16 protein-coding genes are annotated in these 19,241 nt (G+C 45.6%); 11 read left to right on the top strand and 5 right to left on the bottom strand.

Annotation, left to right across the window (positions count from 1 at the left end; genetic code table 11):
• The first annotated feature begins 65 nt into the window (after positions 1-65).
• The gene (gene dinB, locus ViNHUV68_RS11265; protein WP_391088172.1) at positions 66-1,130 is read left to right on the top strand and encodes a DNA polymerase IV; all 1,065 of its coding nucleotides are present in this window, start codon (positions 66-68) and stop codon (positions 1,128-1,130) included.
• Here the strand turns inward: dinB and ViNHUV68_RS11260 are convergent.
• Positions 1,127-3,067 (bottom strand): RecQ family ATP-dependent DNA helicase, encoded by a 1,941-nt coding sequence (locus tag ViNHUV68_RS11260; RefSeq protein ID WP_391088170.1) that lies wholly within the window; start codon positions 3,065-3,067, stop codon positions 1,127-1,129. The genes dinB and ViNHUV68_RS11260 overlap by 4 nt on opposite strands.
• A 79-nt stretch (positions 3,068-3,146) precedes the next feature.
• On the opposite strand from ViNHUV68_RS11260, the gene ViNHUV68_RS11255 reads away from it, so the two are divergent.
• From ViNHUV68_RS11255 to ViNHUV68_RS11240, 4 genes are all read left to right on the top strand, one after another.
• The gene (locus ViNHUV68_RS11255; RefSeq protein ID WP_391088168.1) at positions 3,147-3,623 is read left to right on the top strand and encodes a GreA/GreB family elongation factor; all 477 of its coding nucleotides are present in this window, start codon (positions 3,147-3,149) and stop codon (positions 3,621-3,623) included.
• A 53-nt stretch (positions 3,624-3,676) separates the two neighbouring features.
• Positions 3,677-4,423, top strand: coding sequence for a DUF2884 family protein (locus tag ViNHUV68_RS11250; protein ID WP_391090314.1), 747 nt, complete (start codon positions 3,677-3,679; stop codon positions 4,421-4,423).
• Positions 4,424-4,553: 130 nt separating this feature from the next.
• Positions 4,554-6,074, top strand: coding sequence for a diguanylate cyclase (locus tag ViNHUV68_RS11245; protein ID WP_391088166.1), 1,521 nt, complete (start codon positions 4,554-4,556; stop codon positions 6,072-6,074).
• Between the two features lie 135 nt (positions 6,075-6,209).
• Entirely contained in the window at positions 6,210-7,574 is a 1,365-nt protein-coding gene (locus tag ViNHUV68_RS11240; protein WP_391088164.1) for a sodium-dependent transporter, read from the top strand.
• A gap of 50 nt (positions 7,575-7,624) precedes the next feature.
• On the opposite strand, the gene ViNHUV68_RS11235 is transcribed toward ViNHUV68_RS11240, so the two are convergent.
• From ViNHUV68_RS11235 to ViNHUV68_RS11220, 4 genes are all read right to left on the bottom strand, one after another.
• On the bottom strand, positions 7,625-8,716 hold the full coding sequence (locus tag ViNHUV68_RS11235) for a succinylglutamate desuccinylase/aspartoacylase family protein (RefSeq protein ID WP_038174046.1): 1,092 nt from the start codon (positions 8,714-8,716) through the stop codon (positions 7,625-7,627).
• Complete coding sequence (rimK, locus tag ViNHUV68_RS11230; RefSeq protein ID WP_038174045.1) at positions 8,676-9,581, bottom strand: 30S ribosomal protein S6--L-glutamate ligase; 906 nt, start codon at positions 9,579-9,581, stop codon at positions 8,676-8,678. The genes ViNHUV68_RS11235 and rimK overlap by 41 nt, the downstream gene beginning before the upstream one ends.
• Entirely contained in the window at positions 9,578-10,021 is a 444-nt protein-coding gene (locus tag ViNHUV68_RS11225) for an ATP-dependent zinc protease (RefSeq protein ID WP_038174044.1), read from the bottom strand. The genes rimK and ViNHUV68_RS11225 overlap by 4 nt, the downstream gene beginning before the upstream one ends.
• A 289-nt stretch (positions 10,022-10,310) precedes the next feature.
• Positions 10,311-11,783 (bottom strand): beta-Ala-His dipeptidase, encoded by a 1,473-nt coding sequence (locus tag ViNHUV68_RS11220; protein ID WP_391088162.1) that lies wholly within the window; start codon positions 11,781-11,783, stop codon positions 10,311-10,313.
• Positions 11,784-12,801: 1,018 nt separating this feature from the next.
• Here ViNHUV68_RS11220 and ViNHUV68_RS11215 point away from each other — a divergent pair.
• From ViNHUV68_RS11215 to ViNHUV68_RS11190, 6 genes are all read left to right on the top strand, one after another.
• Complete coding sequence (locus ViNHUV68_RS11215) at positions 12,802-14,091, top strand: solute carrier family 23 protein (protein ID WP_391088160.1); 1,290 nt, start codon at positions 12,802-12,804, stop codon at positions 14,089-14,091.
• A 228-nt stretch (positions 14,092-14,319) separates the two neighbouring features.
• Positions 14,320-14,784 carry an oxytetracycline resistance phosphoribosyltransferase domain-containing protein Tet(34) gene (gene tet(34), locus ViNHUV68_RS11210; protein WP_038174041.1) on the top strand — a complete coding sequence of 155 codons (465 nt, stop codon included), beginning with the start codon at positions 14,320-14,322 and terminating at the stop codon, positions 14,782-14,784.
• A gap of 99 nt (positions 14,785-14,883) precedes the next feature.
• On the top strand, positions 14,884-16,131 hold the full coding sequence (gene frsA / locus ViNHUV68_RS11205) for an esterase FrsA (RefSeq protein WP_038174040.1): 1,248 nt from the start codon (positions 14,884-14,886) through the stop codon (positions 16,129-16,131).
• A gap of 100 nt (positions 16,132-16,231) precedes the next feature.
• Positions 16,232-16,621 carry a sigma factor-binding protein Crl gene (gene crl, locus ViNHUV68_RS11200; protein ID WP_391088158.1) on the top strand — a complete coding sequence of 130 codons (390 nt, stop codon included), beginning with the start codon at positions 16,232-16,234 and terminating at the stop codon, positions 16,619-16,621.
• A 166-nt stretch (positions 16,622-16,787) separates the two neighbouring features.
• Positions 16,788-17,921, top strand: coding sequence for a glutamate 5-kinase (proB, locus tag ViNHUV68_RS11195; RefSeq protein WP_038174038.1), 1,134 nt, complete (start codon positions 16,788-16,790; stop codon positions 17,919-17,921).
• Between the two features lie 12 nt (positions 17,922-17,933).
• The gene (locus ViNHUV68_RS11190) at positions 17,934-19,184 is read left to right on the top strand and encodes a glutamate-5-semialdehyde dehydrogenase (RefSeq protein WP_038174037.1); all 1,251 of its coding nucleotides are present in this window, start codon (positions 17,934-17,936) and stop codon (positions 19,182-19,184) included.
• The last annotated feature ends 57 nt before the right edge of the window (positions 19,185-19,241 follow it).

Genomic DNA, 19,241 nt, shown 5'->3' with positions numbered 1-19,241 from the left:
CGGTTTCCAGAGGCCGATATATTATTTATACTGTATTTTTAACCAGTACCCTGGTAATTAAATGCATGTCAGAGCGTATAAATAAAATCATTCACGTTGATATGGACTGCTTTTACGCTGCGGTTGAAATGCGTGATAACCCAAACTACCGCGATCGACCACTGGCTGTCGGTGGGCACGAAAAGCAACGTGGGGTACTGAGTACCTGCAACTATCAAGCACGTCAGTATGGAATTCGTAGTGCGATGCCAACCGCTCGGGCGCTGCAACTTTGCCCCCAGTTACTTGTTGTCCCCGGACGTATGCAGGTTTATCAGCAGGTGTCTAAACAGATTCGTGAGATATTTTCACGTTACACTGAGCTGATTGAGCCGCTGTCGCTTGATGAAGCATATCTTGATGTCACCGATGCAACTCAATGCCAAGGGTCGGCAACCTTGATTGCTGAAGCCATTCGGCGTGACATATTTAATGAGTTGCAATTGACCGCCTCAGCGGGTGTTGCACCCGTCAAGTTTCTCGCCAAAGTGGCGTCAGATATGAACAAGCCCAATGGTCAGTATGTGATCCCACCAGAGCGTGTTCAGCAAGAGGTCGATAAGCTAGCGTTAGAAAAAATACCCGGTGTAGGTAAAGTCAGTTTAGAGAAGCTTCATCAAGCTGGGTTTTATGTCTGCGCCGATATCAAGCGGAGTGATTACCGTGACCTTTTACTCCAGTTTGGCCGTTTGGGCGCCTCGCTGTGGAACAAAAGTCATGGCATTGATCATCGACCAGTAGTGGTTGAAAGAGAGCGTAAGTCCGTCGGCGTTGAGCGTACATTCAGTCACAACATTTTCACGTACGATCAATGTTGGCAAGTGATCGAGAGTAAGCTTTACCCTGAACTGGAACGACGCTTGAGCAAATCTTCACCCGATAAAGCAATCATTAAGCAGGGAATTAAGGTCAAATTTGCTGACTTCCAACAGACCACGATTGAGCATATCCATCCTTGTCTTGAGTTGGAAGATTTCAAACAGCTACTGCGTGATGTATTAAAGCGTCAGCAAGGACGTGAGATTCGATTACTTGGCTTGAGTGTGATGCTCAAGCCAGAAGAACTCGCCAAACAGCTTAGTTTCTTTTAACTAGCTTGGTGTTGTTCAAGCCAATCTGTGACCTGAGCAAAAGGTGTTCTTTCAAGTTTGCCAAAGCCGCTCAAACTGCGCGCTTTGAGTTTGCCAAGTATCGGCGTCGCAATGCCACACAAAAATTTAGCTTGTAAAGCTCTAGAAAGCGGCTGCTGAGCCCGTTGTTGTAACTCATTAAGCCAAGTCTGTATTTGCGCGTCAGTCGCATCTGGTGCAGCGGATTGAGGCAGGGTGGCGACCTCACCACGACAGACACTGCAATGGCCGCATAGTTTTGGTGCTTGTGTATCACCAAAGTAACTCGCCAACTTAAAACTCAGACACTGGTCAGATTCAAACAGCGCTAATAGGTTGTCGATACGTTCAATATCGCTGCGTTCTTTCTCATCAAACAGAGCCCATAACTGTTGGGTTAACTGCTCGACAGACTGATCACTTGGATTAACTTGATACACTTCAGTCATGAGCTTACTTTCGAGCTCTATCCAACCCTTTTCATTGAAATAATCGAGTGCGGCGATGGCGCGTTGCCTTTCACCAGAAAAATGTTGCCAAAGCGCATCAAAATCGACCTGACACCAGACTTTAGCTTGAGTTGAGCAATCAAAAAGAGCGCGCACAAAATCACTACGTTGAGGATCAAACTGTTCGATAATGAATGATTTATTTTGAATAAACTTAAATCGATAGTCGGCAAAGTAGCTGTACTTGGCGGCAATCAAAGCGAACATTTCCATATAAACCAACAGAGTTTTCAGTGGCAGTTGGCGGATATTGGTTTCGCTTGAAAGACGAGATATCACCACTTCCCATTGGGGAGCATTAGACTGCGCTTGCTCGATGACCGCTGCAATTTCATTGGGTTCTGGTGTGTCGCCATAAACAAAGTTTTGCAACGTGCAGATGCCACTTTTGTTACCGAGCAAGATGCATTGCGAAGGTTGGCCATCACGACCAGCGCGACCAATCTCTTGAGCATAGTTTTCAATAGATTTGGGTAAGTCGTAATGAATGACACGACGAATATCGGCTTTATCCACCCCCATACCAAATGCAATGGTAGCGACGATAGTATCAATGTCGCCACGCATGAACTGCTCTTGGATGCGTTGGCGAATATCAGAATCAAGCCCCGCATGGTAAGCCTGAGCGTTAATTCCCGCTTCGCGTAGCATGTTTGCCAATGACTCGGCACTGTTTTGCAAAGTGACGTAGACGATAGAGGGCTGAGTTGCGCCGGGAGATAAGGCATTCAGTAAAGCCTCATTCTTCTCCTCGTCGCGACAGGGAATAACACTCAAATCTAAATTGGCACGATAAAAACCAGTTGTGACGACATCTTGATCGGCGATGGAGAATTTGTTGCGCATATCATCGATCACGGCATTGGTCGCGGTCGCCGTCAGCAACAAACATTGAGGGATTGCGAATTCTTGTTGATAGTGAGGAAGTTTAAGGTAGTCAGGGCGAAAGTTGTGTCCCCACTCTGAAATACAGTGCGCTTCATCGACCACTAACAATGAAATCGGAATTTGCTTAATAAATTGACGAAATCGCTCATTCTTAAGCCGTTCGACCGAGATCATTAAGATCTTCAATTCACCGTTACGGGCTTGATTCATCACCGATTGGGTTTGTTCTCGAGTTTGGCTCGAATCAATCGAGGCAGCGCATATATTATGGCGTTGAAGAAAAGCCAATTGATCTTTCATCAAGGCCAATAAGGGTGAAATCACTAACGTAAGATGGGGAAGCATCAGTGCAGGTAATTGATAGCAGAGTGATTTCCCAGAACCGGTAGGAAAAATTGCTGCACTTGATCGACCCGCTAAAATGGTTTCAATCGCTTGTTGCTGGCCAGGACGAAGGTGGTCAAAACCAAAGGTGTGCTTAAGCGTGTGTTCGATCTGTTGTGTGATAGATACGTCACCCATAGCTATTTATTCCTACTGTTTTTATTCACTATTGGCAGGTATTCTAAAGACAATTTCTGCGTTGGAATATGATTTTAGTATGAATAAGTTGGAACTGCGTCAGACAATCTTAACCTTGTTACAGCAGAAGTTGCATGTTGCTCAGCGTTCTGCCCAACGCGCTTTAGAATCGGCAACGGATGAAGAGACGGTCCCAGAGCATAAATACGATACGTTAGCGCTTGAGGCATCTTATCTCGCCCATGGACAAGCGATGCGAGTCCAAGAGTGCGAGCAGGAGATTGCACTTATCACTCAATTACCACTGTGTGACTCACCACAACAAGTAACATTAGGTTGTGCGGTATTGCTGTTAGATAGTCAAGACCATCGCCGCTGGTTTTTTACCTCGCCTTGTTCGGGTGGGATGAAAGTGTGGTTCGACAATCAAGATGTTAGGTTAGTTACCTTTGAGTCACCACTCGGAAAGGCATTAAAATCGAAACAGATTGGTGATGAAATTCACTATCACATTGCTGGCAGTGATTATTGCTATGAAATTGAAACCATTTTCTGACAATGGCTAATGTGCAGCTGATAAGCTATGGGTTGCAAAAAAAGGGTAGGATGATGAAAAAGAAATTAGTGACGTTACCACTACTATTGGTGTCCAGTCAGGTGTTTGCCGCTCAATGCAACATTGATTTGAAAAATGAAATTCACCTTAATGAACAACGGTTGGAAATCCAGCAGGCTGGAGGAGAAACGGCCGTTGTTGATAGTGATAACACTTTAACTATCCATGGTGAGCGCATTGAGCTTAATAGCGATCAGCAACAAGCGATCGCCCAGTATCGTGACAGTCTCAACGAGTATCTGCCTCGAGCGAAACAGATGGCACAAGAGGGCTTAGCGCTTGCGAATGATATCGTTGACGATGTAGCGCAAAGCTTTGATGCGCCAGAGGCCTTTGAAAGCGTCAAGCAATCTATGCAACAGTTTTATGCTGAGATTGAGTCGCGCTATTACAAAGAAGGCGATCTTATCCTTCCGGCCGATAGCTTTGATACATTAACCGATAGCTGGGCTCAAGATTTCGATAAAGCTAAAGCGTTATTTAACGAAGAGTTTATTAGTAGTGCGTTTGATGCAATGTCTGACAAGATGAAAGCAGAAGGCGGTTTGAACTTGACTGAAATGGCCAATGCGATGAGTGAGTTGAAGCAACGAATATCCGAGCGCTTGGCGGAGCACGTCCAGCAAGTAGAAGAGCAAAGCGCAGAGTTTTGTGATTCATTGGATCAATTAGCGGATCAAGAGCAGCAACTGCATCAAAAAGTGCCTCAGTTGAAGGATTATCAGATTTTTACAATCTAAGATTACCGCTGCTGAGACCCGCTTGATTGTTGAGATTTTCGAACTAAAGGGCGCATAACGCGCTCTTTATCTAGACAACTAATTCTTGATTGTGTTTAATTCGTGCTCAATTAGATGGCTACCTTGTTAAATGCATATATCTCACCTCTCCCTAAAACACCTTAGCATTCTAGCCTCACTATTCATGGCCAGTGTGTTTGTCTGTGGTTACCTGTTATTTCATTACTTTTGGTTACACGATGCCGAGGTCGATAAGGCGCTCGCGCACCAACAAGAAGAAGTGCAACGGGTTAAAACGGTGCTTGATCTAGAAAAGTCTGAACTGGCGAGTGTCTTGATGGATTATGCCGCCTGGGATGACGTCGGTGATTTTATTCGCGACCAAAACGAATCGTTTTTGCAAGATAGCCTTAATGCACACACCTTTGTTTCCAACCAACTCAGTGGGGTGTTTATTTTTGATCCCCAAGCATCATTAGTCTGGGGGCAGTTGTACGACTACACAACCCGTAAAACTCTCCCATATGATGATATACGTTATAAGTTTGGCCCACTGTTAGTTGACAGTTTACGTGCTCGGACTGATTTCATTACCCCTCATGTCAAGTTTATGGTGATCAACGGTCAACCTGCTTTAGTCGCGACCAGTCGAGTCTGTAATAGCGAAGGATACAACTGTACCCAAGGTTACATGATGTTCATCAAAACTATAGGCACTGATGTGATTGCTACTTTGCAACAGGCAACTGGCCTTAACGTCGACGTGATCGCGAAGCCGAGCAACCTCACCTCAAATCGCGCTTTGCAACCTAATGTCAGCGTATTGGAAAAACTCGATTTTCAGAATAAACCGACGGTTTGTATCATTATTCAACATGCGATAAAACTGCCCCCTTTTATCACCTGGAGTGAGTTTTCTGCGGTACTTGCTTTTGCAGTGTTCATGTTTGTGTTTAATTTGGCGGTGGCGCATTTAATGATTCAACCCTTAAAGCGGGCACGCAAAGCACTTGAGTCTACTCATCAGTATGGTGCCTCAGTCGGGGCTGAGCAGCATTTTATCTCGTTTGAGGTCCGTGACTTTGTTATGCGTATCAATGATGTTCTGCGCCAGCTAGAGAGCAATCAGCGTGAACTAGAGTGGCTAGCTGAGCATGATTCCCTGACTTCTGTTGGCAACCGTCGTAGTTTGCACAAGCATTGGCAAAAGCTACTTGAACAGGCGGATCACGGTTATGCTTGCGTGATATTGGTCGATATTGATTCCTTTAAACCCTATAACGATCACTATGGTCATATTGAAGGGGATGAGGTGTTGCGCAAGGTGGCGAAGCAACTAAAACAAGCCCCCAGTGAATGCGATAAGTTTGTCGCTCGCTTTGGCGGTGAGGAATTCTGTGTGGTGTTGCGTTCTAACAAGCCGATTGACGTATATCATGAAGGTGAGCAACTGCGCCACGCCATAGTGAAAATGCAGTTAGCCCACGAGCATTCGCCCATTAGCGACTACATTACTATCTCGGTTGGTGTTGCTGATATGGGGGACGAAACCCTTGTCGCGCAGCAAGATATTCTGCTAGTGGCCGATAGAGCACTGTATCGAGCGAAATCGCTTGGCCGCAACCGAGTTGAGGTTAGCGATGAGCAGTAGTGTCATAAAATATTTACAAGTCATTTAAGCTAAACTTTAGCCAACTAGGCTGCAGAATTCACTAGGTTTATTGTTATCGACAACATTTTACTTTAATGTACTAGTTAACTAGTTTGTAAGTGCGATTGAAGTAATATGACACAGAGTGACAATGCTCAAACACGTGAACATTTTGGCTCACGTCTTGGATTTATATTAGCGGCAGCGGGAGCTGCGGTTGGCTTAGGCAATATTTGGGGCTTTCCAACTCAGGCGGCGAGCAATGGTGGTGGGGCATTTTTGCTTGTCTACCTACTGATGATTCTCATTGTCGCCTTTCCAATGCTGGTGGTGGAAATGGCCATCGGTCGTCATGGGCAGGCAAACCCAGTTGATAGTATGCGCTCACTTACCAACAACCCTATTGGCAAAAAATTAGGTGCAGCGGTGGGTTGGGTTGGTCTCAGTGTGCCCAGTGCGGTTCTGGCATTTTATAGCATTGTCGGTGGCTGGCTAATATGCTTCTTGTTTGGCGCTGTGACTGATGTATTGGGAATGGAAGCGGCCACTGTTTGGTTTAAAGGCTTTAGCGTTGAGCGCAACTTATTTGGTACGGTAATCTTTTATGTGCTCACGATCTTAATTGTTCAAGGTGGGGTTAAACAAGGGATCGAGAAATGGTCGACACGTTTGATGCCAGCTCTGTTTGTATTGTTTGCGCTATTGTTTGTTTACATCATGACGCAGAATGGTGCGATGGAGGGGCTAAAGCATTATTTGATCCCCGACTTTACGAAAGTCATGGATCGTAAGCTAATCTTAGCAGCCATGGGCCAAGGCTTTTTCTCGTTGACGATCGGCGGTTGTTCGATGCTGATCTACGGCTCTTATCTCAGTAAAAAAGAGAATTTGCCAAAAATGGCGATGAATGTCACCTTGGTGGATACCGCGGTGGCCTTTATTGCCGGCTTAGTGGTGATGCCAGCGATGTTTGTGGCAATGCAAAGTGGCGTCGAGATCTATGCGCAAGACGGCTCACTTTTGAGCTCAGATACGTTAGTGTTTACCGTTCTACCTTTGATGTTTGATAGCTTAGGCTTATTAGGGCAGTTGTTTGCGATCGTGTTCTTCTTGTTGTTAACGATTGCTGCATTGACCTCTTCTATCTCGATGTTGGAGTGTCCAGTGGCATTAGTCAGTGAACGCTTTGAGACCAAACGTGGCATCACAAGCTGGGTGCTTGGCGCTATCATTGCCTTGTTTAGCATCGTCATTGTTTATAATTTTGCGGCGCTGTTTGGCTTAGTGGCGATGGTCGCTACTCAGTATTTACAACCGCTCGCGGCGCTACTGTTTTGTCTGTTTGGTGGTTGGGTGTGGAGCCGTCAAGCCAAAGTCAAAGAACTTGAGCAAGGCTGCCCGGAATTTTCTCAGGGCTGGTTTGGCAAGCTATGGCCTGTTTATGTCAAGTTTGTCTGCCCGATGTTGGTGGCAACCGTCATTTGGGCCTCATTTGGTTAATTAAGCGCCCCATTAACGATTAAGCCCGCGATAAGCGGGCTTAATATGATTTATGACGGGGTATTAATTTGGCCGGTTGTGAGTGGCTCAAGATCGGCATCAGAAACTTCACCGATAAAATCTTCTACTACTTGTTCTACCTCTTGGTCGTCTTGTTCAAAATACGCCAAGTGGAAAATGGCGTCTCCTTCGTTGACCAAGGGGAGTGTCTGTTGCCCGATGACAATCCCGCCCTTACGTGCTTTAAGCTCAATTTCACTGTGTCCTAATGGGGCGCTAATATAGGCCAACACCTGACCGCGTGTTACTTTTTCGCCAAGGGTAACGACGGTACGCAAAATGCCGTTACTTTCGGCACGTAACCAACTGGTTGATTTGGCTATCACCGAAGTGGGCAGACGCTTACGGCTTTTGCGTAACATGCCAATCGCCTGCATAACGCGTTTGACACCTAAATAGCCAGCATTGATACAGATGGGCTCAAAGCGTAATGCTTCGCCTGCTTCATACGTCAGCACCGGTATATTGAGACGTTCAGCTTCGCTACGTAGTGAGCCCTCTCTTAATGGCGAGTCAATCACCACGGGCGTTGCGAAAGCCTGAGCAATTCGCAGCGTTTCTGGATTACTTAAATCGGCACGGACTTGAGGCAAGTTGGTGCGATGAATCGCTCCCGTATGCAGGTCGATAATGTAATCACACCGTTTAGCAACCTGAGAGAAAAAAGTGTGCGCCATGCGTGAAGCAAGCGATCCTTTGTCACTGCCAGGGAAACAACGATTGAGATCTCGTCTGTCTGGGAGATAGCGAGATTTGTGAATAAAGCCAAATACGTTGACGATTGGCACGGCGATCAAGGTGCCTTTGAGCTTGCTGGGGTCAATGGTGTCGATCATTTGGCGTACGATTTCTACCCCGTTGAGTTCGTCACCATGGATGGCCGCGTTGATCATAAGGACCGGACCCGCTTGGTGACCATTAATGATTTCGACAGGGATAGAGAGCGGTGAGTGCGTATAGAGCCTAGCCGCCTCTAACTCAATGACCTTTCTTTCTCCCGGCGAGACAAACTCGCCGAGAAATTCAAATGCGCTATTTTTCTTAGCCTTTGCCACGAGTTTTGGTCCTTTTGCTTGCCGCATTCTTCTCGATGAACTCAATAATCATTCCCGCGATATTTTTACCAGTAGCAGCCTCGATACCTTCAAGACCAGGAGATGAGTTCACTTCCATGACTAATGGGCCGCGCGCAGAACGCAGTAGATCGACACCTGCGACGTTCAAGCCCATAATTTTGGCTGCCGCTGCCGCAGTGCGACGTTCTTCTGGGGTGATTTTTACCAAAGAGGCGCTACCACCACGGTGCAAGTTTGAGCGGAATTCACCTTCTGCCCCTTGACGTTTCATTGCCGCTATCACCTTGTCGCCAATGACAAAGCAACGAATATCCGCACCGCCAGCTTCCTTGATGTATTCCTGAACCATAATGTTAGCTTTAAGACCCATAAAGGCCTCGACAACACTTTCAGCGGCTTTGCGTGTTTCTGCAAGGACAACACCAATACCTTGAGTACCTTCAAGAAGTTTGATTACCACAGGCGCGCCACCAACCATATCGAGCAGGTCTTTGACGTCATCGGGCTTGCTGGCAAAACCGGTGATCGGCATACCGACCCCTTTTCGTGATAGCAACTGCATTGAACGTAACTTGTCACGTGAGCGTGTAATTGCCACCGACTCATTGACTGGGTAAACGCCCATCATTTCAAACTGGCGTAATACAGCCGTGCCGTAAAAGGTAACGGAAGCCCCGATACGAGGAATGACTGCATCAAAGCCAGATAGCTCTTCACCTTTAAAGTGAATCTCAGGTTTATCTGAGTTGATGTTCATGTAGCATCGTAGTGCGTCGATTACTTTCACTTCATGACCGCGTTCTTTCGCCGCTTCAATCAAGCGCTTGGTTGAGTAGAGCTTGGAGTTGCGTGACAGAATACCAATTTTCATGACTTGTTTTCCTCGAAAGGGATTAAAAATGATTCAACAGGATCGACCATGATGCGGTGATGCATCGAAGTGCGTCCTAACAGCATACGAAAGGCCATATTTTCGCGGTTTGTCAGCGTGATCTCAATTGGCCAACTTTGACCTCCGATCGAAAACATCGATGTGATCACATAACGTGATTCTTCGTGACCACCAGAGTCGCGAACAATACGCTCGTCAATCACTGCAGCCTCACATACCACTTCTACTTCGGTGTCGTGCTGATTTGGGTGGAGCCAAAAGCGTACCCACAAGGCATGGTCTTTATCAAATGTTTCTACCTTGAAAGCATGCAAACATGAAGTTCTGGCCCCAGTATCAATTTTTGCATTAATTTTATGAATGCCAAGTTCTGGCAAGCTAACGGTTTCACGCCAGCCAACGACGATTTTTTCTTTCATCACAGTAACAATTTCAGTTTGGGAAGTTGGAAGAAGTACTAAGAGACTATAGCACTCTTTACAGTAAGCAATTGGAATACACCGCACACTAGTCTTGAAGAGGAGAAGATGGTTTCCCCTGAGAAGCTCCAAGGTCGGCGAATGTATCAGCCTTATTTATCAGTGACTAACGAAAATAAATCACCGTTACGACAAATAAAATTTATCCTTAGAAGGGGCGATAACGATAAAGCCAGCGAGATTCGCTGGCTTTATTGATAAGATTTTCTAAGTCAAAGTTAACGGTGAATTAAGCTTTTTCAGGGATGGCTTCAAGCAGGGCAACCATCTGATCCCAGAAAAGAGACACAGTATCAATTTTTACTTTTTCATCCGGAGAATGAGGAAACTTGATGGTTGGGCCAAACGACACCATATCCATCATTGGGTAGGGCTCTTTAAATAGGCCACATTCAAGACCAGCATGGATGACCATGATGTTAGGTTTGTGTCCATAGATGCCTTGATACATATCACGGAAAATGGCCATGATTTCCGAGTCAGCATCAGGCTTCCAACCAGGGTATGCGCCCGAGAACTCAATTTGTGCGCCAGCAAGTTCAGCCACTGAAGTCAGCATTCCTTCGACTTGTTGGCGACCAGAGTCAATCAATGAGCGAACAAGGCAAAGTACGTTGATCGTATCCTTGTCTGTAGTGATCACACCAACATTCAAAGACGTTTCTACGACACCTTCGATTTCATCACTCATGCGAATGACGCCGTTAGGGCAGGCATTCATTGCGGCGATAAAGCGTTGCTGATCCGCAATAGAAATCACCTGATCATCGCTCTCAATCGCTTGGTTGAAAGAGACAATGTCCGTCTCTACCTTGCCAAGCTCCGATTTGAGTAGCGAAGTATAGAACTCAAAGAGTTCTGCCAGCTTAGTTTCGTTTTGTGCAGGGACGGCAACCGTCACAAAGGCTTCTCGTGGGATGGCGTTGCGTAGACTGCCACCTCGGAATTCGATCAAGCGCAGATCGAGCTCTTGAGCATGGCCTGCTAAAAATCGTGCGACTAATTTGTTGGCATTACCGCGACCAGTATGGATATCACAACCTGAGTGGCCGCCTTTCAAACCTTTAAGGATCAGCTGACGAGTCACAAAGCCCGCAGGTAATGGCTCACGTGTGATTGTAAAGGACATTTTCCCATCAATACCACCAGCACAGCCCATGTAGACTTCGCCTTCTTGCTCTGAGTCAGTGTTAAGCAGAATATCACCGTCTAGCCAACCGGCCTCAAGACCAAAAGCGCCAGTCATGCCAGCTTCTTCATCAATGGTCAACAACACTTCGATAGGGCCATGTTTGATCTCTTTCGATGCCAGAACTGCAAGACAAGATGCCATGCCAATGCCGTTATCTGCCCCAAGTGTGGTGCCTTTTGCCGTTACCCATTCACCATCAATATAGGGTTGGATTGGGTCTTTAACGAAGTCATGGTCGGTGTCTTCGTTCTTCTGTGGCACCATATCGATATGGGCTTGAAGTACGACAGCTTTCTTATTTTCCATTCCTGGCGTGGCTGGCTTTTTGATAAACACGTTGCCAGTGGGATCTCGACGAACGTCAAGATTTTGCTCAGTTGCCCAGTTGACGATGTATTGCGCTAACGCTTCTTCATGCTTTGAAGGGTGTGGAATAGAACAGATCTTATCGAAAAACTGCCATAATGAAGCGGGTGATAAGTTGCTAATTTCAGAATGGAATTCAGACACGGATGACTCCTTAAAAATAATAATGCCAGATCATGACGAGGTAATGTTGTCTATAAATAGAACAAAAACCCGCAGATGGCCTATTGATGAGAGAAGAGCAGAATAGCATTCACCGCGAGTTGGGTGTAGTAAAAGCACTGAGTAAATCTCGAGTCATTATCACAGAACCGATAATCACATCATGAGCCAATCCGGTTAATAGGCGTAAGTCGTGTCGAAACGGTCAATGGATAATTGATATTCTTGTAATTAAATTACATAAAAGGTCTATTTTGAGTCTGTTTATGAACTTTCTGTGACCTTTGTCACTTTAATGGTTGTAATAAAATTTCTATGAGGTATATTAGTAACCAACTTCGATAGCGAAGAAAAAATGCTCAAAGGATGAGTCCGATTTGTCGCCTCCAGGGAACCGAGAAATCAATGTATTTAATCTGTTTTAATTGATTTAGAAGGTGATAGTTATGAAAGGTTTACCAAGTGCAGCATTTTGGTTAAACAGCTCTGTTTATACCAGCAGCTTTACTTACCCAACAAGCTTCGGTTACTAACCCATAAGCTTGTCTCGAACAGTTTTGTTCAACCCCTATTATTGGAATTTATTTACAGCGTTTATTTGCTGACATGATTCAACCGCCACTCAAATTGAGTGGCGTTTTTTTATCTCGATATAACCCCCCTCAGTTTACTGCTAGTTTCTCCAAACTGGCTTTATTGTGCGAATAATATTCGTATAAGCACCTATCAGCCTTGATTGAACGAGCGTTAACAGCGCTGAAAGTTTAAAACATAGTGCAAAAAAACATCATTTGAATAGTTACTTCAATTACACCTTTACTTGCTGAAACATAAACAAAAATGAGATTTATATCACGCCGTTCTGTGTTTGAAAGGTTCATTTATAAATAGAAATATTGATTAGAGTCATAATTCTATCTGGAATTTACTATTTGATGACTTTATAATTCGTGCCAATCGATTACGCAACCGTTTACTTTTTACCCTTTAGGATTTGATCATGTTCGAAAAACTGTTCAAGCTCAGTGAACACGGCACCAACGTCAAAACTGAGATCATCGCAGGTATTACCACCTTCCTGACGATGGCTTATATCATCTTTGTTAACCCTGCGATGCTGGCAGACGCTGGAATGGACAAAGGTTCGGTATTTGTCGCCACCTGTCTTGCTGCAGCGATTGGCTGTTTCATCATGGGATTTGTTGCTAACTACCCAATTGCACTGGCACCAGGTATGGGGCTAAATGCCTTCTTCACCTACGGAGTGGTGCTAGGAATGGGACACACTTGGCAAGTCGCACTGGGTGCGGTGTTTGTCTCAGGCCTGATCTTTATGGCGTTGAGTGTCTTTAAGGTTCGCGAATGGATCATTAACTCAATCCCTATGTCATTACGTACGGGGATCTCGGCCGGTATTGGTCTTTTCCTTGCGTTTATCGGCTTGCAAAACTCAGGTATTGTGGTGGATAACCCAGCAACATTGGTTGGCCTTGGGCATATTACAGGTCTTCAACCAGCCTTGGCGGCATTGGGCTTTTTCCTTACCATTGGTCTAGTATACCGAGGCGTACGTGGTGGCGTGATGATTGCTATTTTGATCATCACAGCGCTAGGTTTGATGCTGGGTGATGTTCAATGGGGTGGTGTGATGTCGACGCCACCAAGTATTGCTCCAACCTTGATGCAAATGAACATCGCAGATGTGTTTGAAGTGGGTATGATTTCTGTCGTATTTGCTTTCCTATTTGTCGACCTGTTTGATACGGCTGGCACTTTAGTTGGTGTTGCAACAAAAGCAGATTTGATTAAAGAAGACGGCAAATTACCTCGTTTGAGTAAAGCGCTGCTGGCTGACTCTACCGCCACATCTGTCGGAGCTATGTTAGGTACTTCAAGTACGACTTCATATGTAGAATCTACTGCCGGTGTTGCTGCTGGAGGGCGCACAGGCCTGACTGCGGTTGTGGTGGGTGTGCTATTCCTATTGGCACTATTCTTCTCGCCATTGGCAGGAATGATTCCAGCTTATGCTACTGCTGGTGCACTGTTCTACGTCGCCATTTTGATGATGTCAGGCCTAGTGAGTATTGATTGGCGCGACTTAACAGAAGCGGCTCCTGTCGTGGTCACTTGTTTACTGATGCCACTGACTTACTCGATTGCGGAAGGTATTGCGCTTGGCTTTATCTCTTACGCAGCAATCAAACTGCTAAGCGGTAAAGGTCGTCAGGTGTCGATCAGTGTTTGGGTACTCTCGGCAGTATTCATCATTAAATACTTGGTGGCGTAACGCCGCTGTGTAGTGACGCCGAATCTTATTCGCGAGCACTATCGCCATAATCATGTGATGGTTATGGCGATATTTTTTATCCCAAATAAATTCGCCATTGGTATTGTAGAGCGGCTGCGTTAAAATAATCGTTTGCGTAGCTTTTCCCCTCACTTGCTTTAGGCAATCGTCAGTGTGTATTGGCGTTATTTTGGGGTTGCAGACTTTATCAATTATTAGGTTATTACAATGGCTAAGAAATTCATTATCACTTGGGATCAAATGCACGCATTTTGTCGTGAATTGGCAGAGAAACAGATGCCAGCAGAACAATGGAAAGGTATTTGGGCTGTGAGCCGTGGCGGTCTCGTTCCTGGTGCCATTCTTGCGCGTGAACTCGGCATTCGTCATGTCGATACGATTTGTATCTCAAGCTACGATCATGATCATCAGCGTGATATGACGGTAGTGAAAGCACCAGAGGGCGATGGTGAAGGTTTTCTTATCGTTGAAGACCTAGTCGACAGCGGTGACACAGCACGAAAATTGCGCGAAATGTACCCTAAAGCGAAACTGATTGCCGTTTGTGCTAAGCCTGCAGGTATGGAGTTACTCGATGATTATGTTGTCGATATCGCACAAGATACGTGGATTGAGCAGCCGTGGGATATGTCAATTCAGTACGTTGAGCCAATTAATCGCAAACAAAAGTAATTGATTGAGCAACAAAGCAACGATTTCTTGATAAATGACCCTTTATTGGGTCATTTTTTTTATTACTATTTATCAAACCCCATTATTTAGGTCGTATCCATGTCCGAGGAAGTAAGCAAAAATCTCTCTGAAACTCTGTTTGTTAAACATAAGCAGGCGAAAGAGACCTCTGCTTTGACTCAATATATGCCCACTAGTCAGACGTTTTTAGAGCAAAAACAGCAGCAAGATGGCTACCGATGGTATCGCAACTTGCGTCGTATGCAGTGGGCATGGCAGGGGCTTGATCCGATAGAGATTGAATCAGTATTGGCAAAGATTGCTGCCTCAAAACACTCTCGCACCAATGAGCAGTGGCTCGATACAGTGATGGGCTATCACAGTGGAAACTGGACCTATGAATGGACCAAGCTGGGTATGTTACATCAAAAGCGTTCGAATGAATTTAAAGGCGAACAGGCCGCTGATGAAATGTTCAACGCATCACTTTGTTTTAGTATCGCGGGCTATCCACATTTAAAAAATGATAACTTGGCTACTCAAGCGCAAGTATTGGCCAGTAGCGCTTATAGTGAAGCGGCAAAAAAAACCAAGTACACCATTAAACGTCTAGAGATCCCTTACCAGAAAAAGCACATTGTGGCGCACTTGCATCTGACCAAAACCGATAAACCTCAACCTGTGGTGATCGTAACGGCGGGGCTAGATAGTTTGCAAACTGATTTGTGGAGTCTGTTTCGCGACCATTTGGCGAAAAAAGATATCGCGATGCTGACCGTCGACATGCCATCAATCGGGCATAATGTTCATTGGAATCTAACGGAAGATACGTCGCGTTTGCACCAAGCTGTGCTAAATGAACTGTATAACATTCCTTGGGTTGACCACCATAAAGTCGGCCTGATTGGCTTTCGTTTTGGCGGCAATGCCATGGTGCGCCTCTCATTTATGGATCCGGACAAAATCAAAGCATGTGTGTCATTAGGTGCGCCTATCCATGATGTGTTGTCGTCGCCAGAAAAGCTCAAACAAATGCCCAAAATGTATCTTGATGTCTTAGCATCTCGGTTGGGAAAATCGGTGGTTGATATTCATAGCTTGGCTGGTCAATTGATGGCTTGGTCATTAAAAGTTCAGGGGATTTTATCCAATCGTAAAACTCGTGTGCCGATTCTGGCCATGAGTTTAGAGAATGATCCCATCTCGCCATTTAGTGATAACCAAATGGTCGCGTTGTTTAGTGATTATGGTAAAGCGAAGAAAATCAGTGCAAAAACAATTACACAAGGGTATGAGCAATCCCTCGATTTAGCGATAAAGTGGTTGGAAGATGAGCTAATGAGATGACATTTCTGCTAATTTAGATGACACTTATTTAAACATACTACCCAAACTATCAGGTCCTGGGTTACGTATAACAATAAGTCAATGAATACGGAGATTCATTATGTCTGAGCAGATCAAAAGTCCTACCCATTACCGTTTGTTATCAACATTAAGGGCCATTGGTCCTTATTTACGCGAATCACAAAGCCAAGAAGGCGACTACCTTTTCGATTGTTTATCGGTGTGCGTTAATGATAAAAAATCACCCGAACAACGTGAATTTTGGGGCTGGTGGTTAGAATTAACCGCTAACGAGCAAGGCTTTGAAGCTCGTTACCGTTCTGGTCTGTATGATGTGACGGGAGACTGGAAAGACAAAGCCTTACCCAAAAAAGCACTCGCCGATGTGACTCGTACTCAAGAAGTGTTCCACCAAAAGCTGATAGATACCTTGAAAAAAGAATTTGATATTGCGGTGGTCATGCATCAAGAATCGGTTGAATTCGTCTAGATTTTTCAGCTTATAGTTGTAATTCCCCAAAAAGGCGCTTTTTAGCGCCTTTTCTACTTGTGAATTTGTCAGTTGATTGCTAAAACATCAGGTCTAATCAATCTTTGGCGCCAATGTGTGGCAAATAAGATCGTGACGATTTTTAATTTTTCATAGTAGAAAGGCAATGAATCAAAAAAGCGGAAAAGCACCACAGTTACAGACCGTGGTCGTTAAACTCGGTACGAGTGTTTTAACTGGTGGCACTTTAGCATTAGACCGAGCTCACATGGTTGAGTTGGTTCGCCAGTGTGCAGAACTGAAAAAGCAAGGTCACTCTGTGGTGATGGTTTCGTCTGGCGCAATTGCGGCAGGCCGAGAGCACCTCGACTACCCCGCATTGCCCAACTCTATGGCAAGCAAACAGTTATTGGCGGCCGTTGGCCAAAGCCAGTTGATTCAAGCATGGGAATCCTTGTTTGCGATTTATGGACTCAAAATTGGCCAAATGTTGCTAACGCGTGCTGATCTTGAAGATCGTGAACGTTTCCTTAATGCGCGAGATACCATTAATGCTTTGGTTGGCAACGGCATCATCCCGATCGTCAATGAAAACGATGCGGTGGCAACCAGTGAAATCAAAGTGGGTGACAACGATAACTTATCCGCATTAGTCGGTATTTTGTGTGGTGCAGACAAACTGCTGCTGCTGACCGATCAAAAAGGCTTATTTACCGCCGACCCACGTAAAGACCCTAATGCTGAGCTGATCAAAGAAGTCAAAACCATTGACGACACTCTGCGTAAAATTGCTGGTGGCAGTGGTACTACGCTGGGTACGGGCGGAATGGCGACTAAGTTGCAAGCGGCAGACATCGCACGTCGTGCGGGGATCGAAGTGATTATTGCCGCAGGCAGCGCGCCGAATGTGGTGTTTGATTCTCTTAGCGACAGTCCACAAGGCACTCGTTTTCTACCGTGCGAAGAAGCGCTTGAAAATCGTAAGCGCTGGATTCTTGCGGGGCCAGCGGCATCGGGAGACATCATGATCGACGATGGTGCGGTCAATGCCGTTGTCGCTAAAGGCAGTAGCTTGCTAGCAAAAGGCGTTATTCACGTTGGTGGTCAATTCGCCCGCGGGGATGTGGTGCGAGTCACTAATCGCCACGGCAAGCTGATCGCTCGTGGTATTGCGAGCTATTCAAGTCATGACATGGCCAGAATCGTCGGTAAACACAGTAAAGATATTATTGGAATATTAGGTTATGACTACGGCAATCAAGTGCTGCATCGTGATGATATGGTCGTAATTCAGGAATAAAGGACAATATACATGCAATTGATTTCTATGGGTAAAGCAGCGAAAGAAGCGGCTTTCCAACTAGCAACGGCATCAACGGCGCAAAAGAACCAAGCACTGGCCATTATTGCCGATGAACTTGAAGCTAATGCCGAGACAATTTTGGCGGCTAACGCCAAAGACATTGAGAATGGTCGCAAAGCAGGTTTAACTGATGCCCTGTTAGATCGACTGCTGCTTAATAAATCGCGCTTAACGGGCATTGCCAATGATGTGCGTAATGTTATTAGCCTTAATGACCCGGTGGGCAGTGAGCTTGACAGCAAAGTGCTTGAAAATGGTATGTCGCTTTCACGTCGCCGAGTGCCGCTTGGCGTGGTTGGGGTGATTTATGAAGCGCGGCCAAATGTCACCATTGATATTGCTGCTTTGTGTCTAAAAACCGGTAACGCGAGTATTCTCCGTGGTGGTAAAGAGACCTTTTTCTCCAATATGGAATTGGTCAAAGTGATTCAATCCGCGTTGGCAAAAGCGGAGTTACCTGCCGCGTCGGTGCAATACATTGAAAAGCCAGATCGTGAACTGGTTTCTCAACTGCTTAAGTTGGACGATTATGTTGACATGATCATTCCACGAGGTGGCGCAGGCCTGCACAAAATGTGCAAAGAAAACAGTACTATTCCTGTGATTATTGGTGGGTTTGGTATCAGCCACATCTTTGTCGATGACAGCGCAAATCTAGAGAAATCACTCGATGTGGTAGAAAACGCCAAAGTGCAGCGTCCTTCGGCATGTAACTCGCTAGATACACTGCTAGTGCATGAGAAAGTGGCCGCCGAGTTTTTATCGCTTATCGTTGAGCGTATGAATGATAAAGTTAGCTTCGTGGCTGAACCAAAAGCGCAAGCGCTGATGTCAGCAGCAACACAACTTCGTCAAGCGGGAGACGGTGACTTTGATACCGAATGGCTCGCTTACACTTTAGGCGTCAAGGTGGTTGCGGATGTGAAAGAAGCCATTGACCACATGCGCGTACACAACGCCAGTCACTCAGATGCGATCATGACCGATAGCTTAGAAAATGCCGAGTTATTTATTAACTCAGCGGGTTCTGCCGCGGTGTATGTCAATGCATCAACCCGTTTTACCGACGGTGCTCAGTTTGGCCTCGGCGCTGAAGTTGCGGTATCAACCCAGAAACTGCATGCACGTGGACCAATGGGGCTTGAAGAGCTCACTAGCTACAAATGGGTCGGTAAAGCAAACTACTTGCCGCGTAGTTAACAGATCTGGTTAAACATTGATTGAAAAGGGGGCTATCTAGCCCCTTTTGCTTTTCTT

Origin of the sequence: Vibrio sp. NH-UV-68, from assembly GCF_042940635.1 — a bacterium.
Taxonomy (GTDB): domain Bacteria; phylum Pseudomonadota; class Gammaproteobacteria; order Enterobacterales; family Vibrionaceae; genus Vibrio; species Vibrio pacinii.
This window is presented reverse-complemented; position numbering and strand designations above follow the sequence as displayed.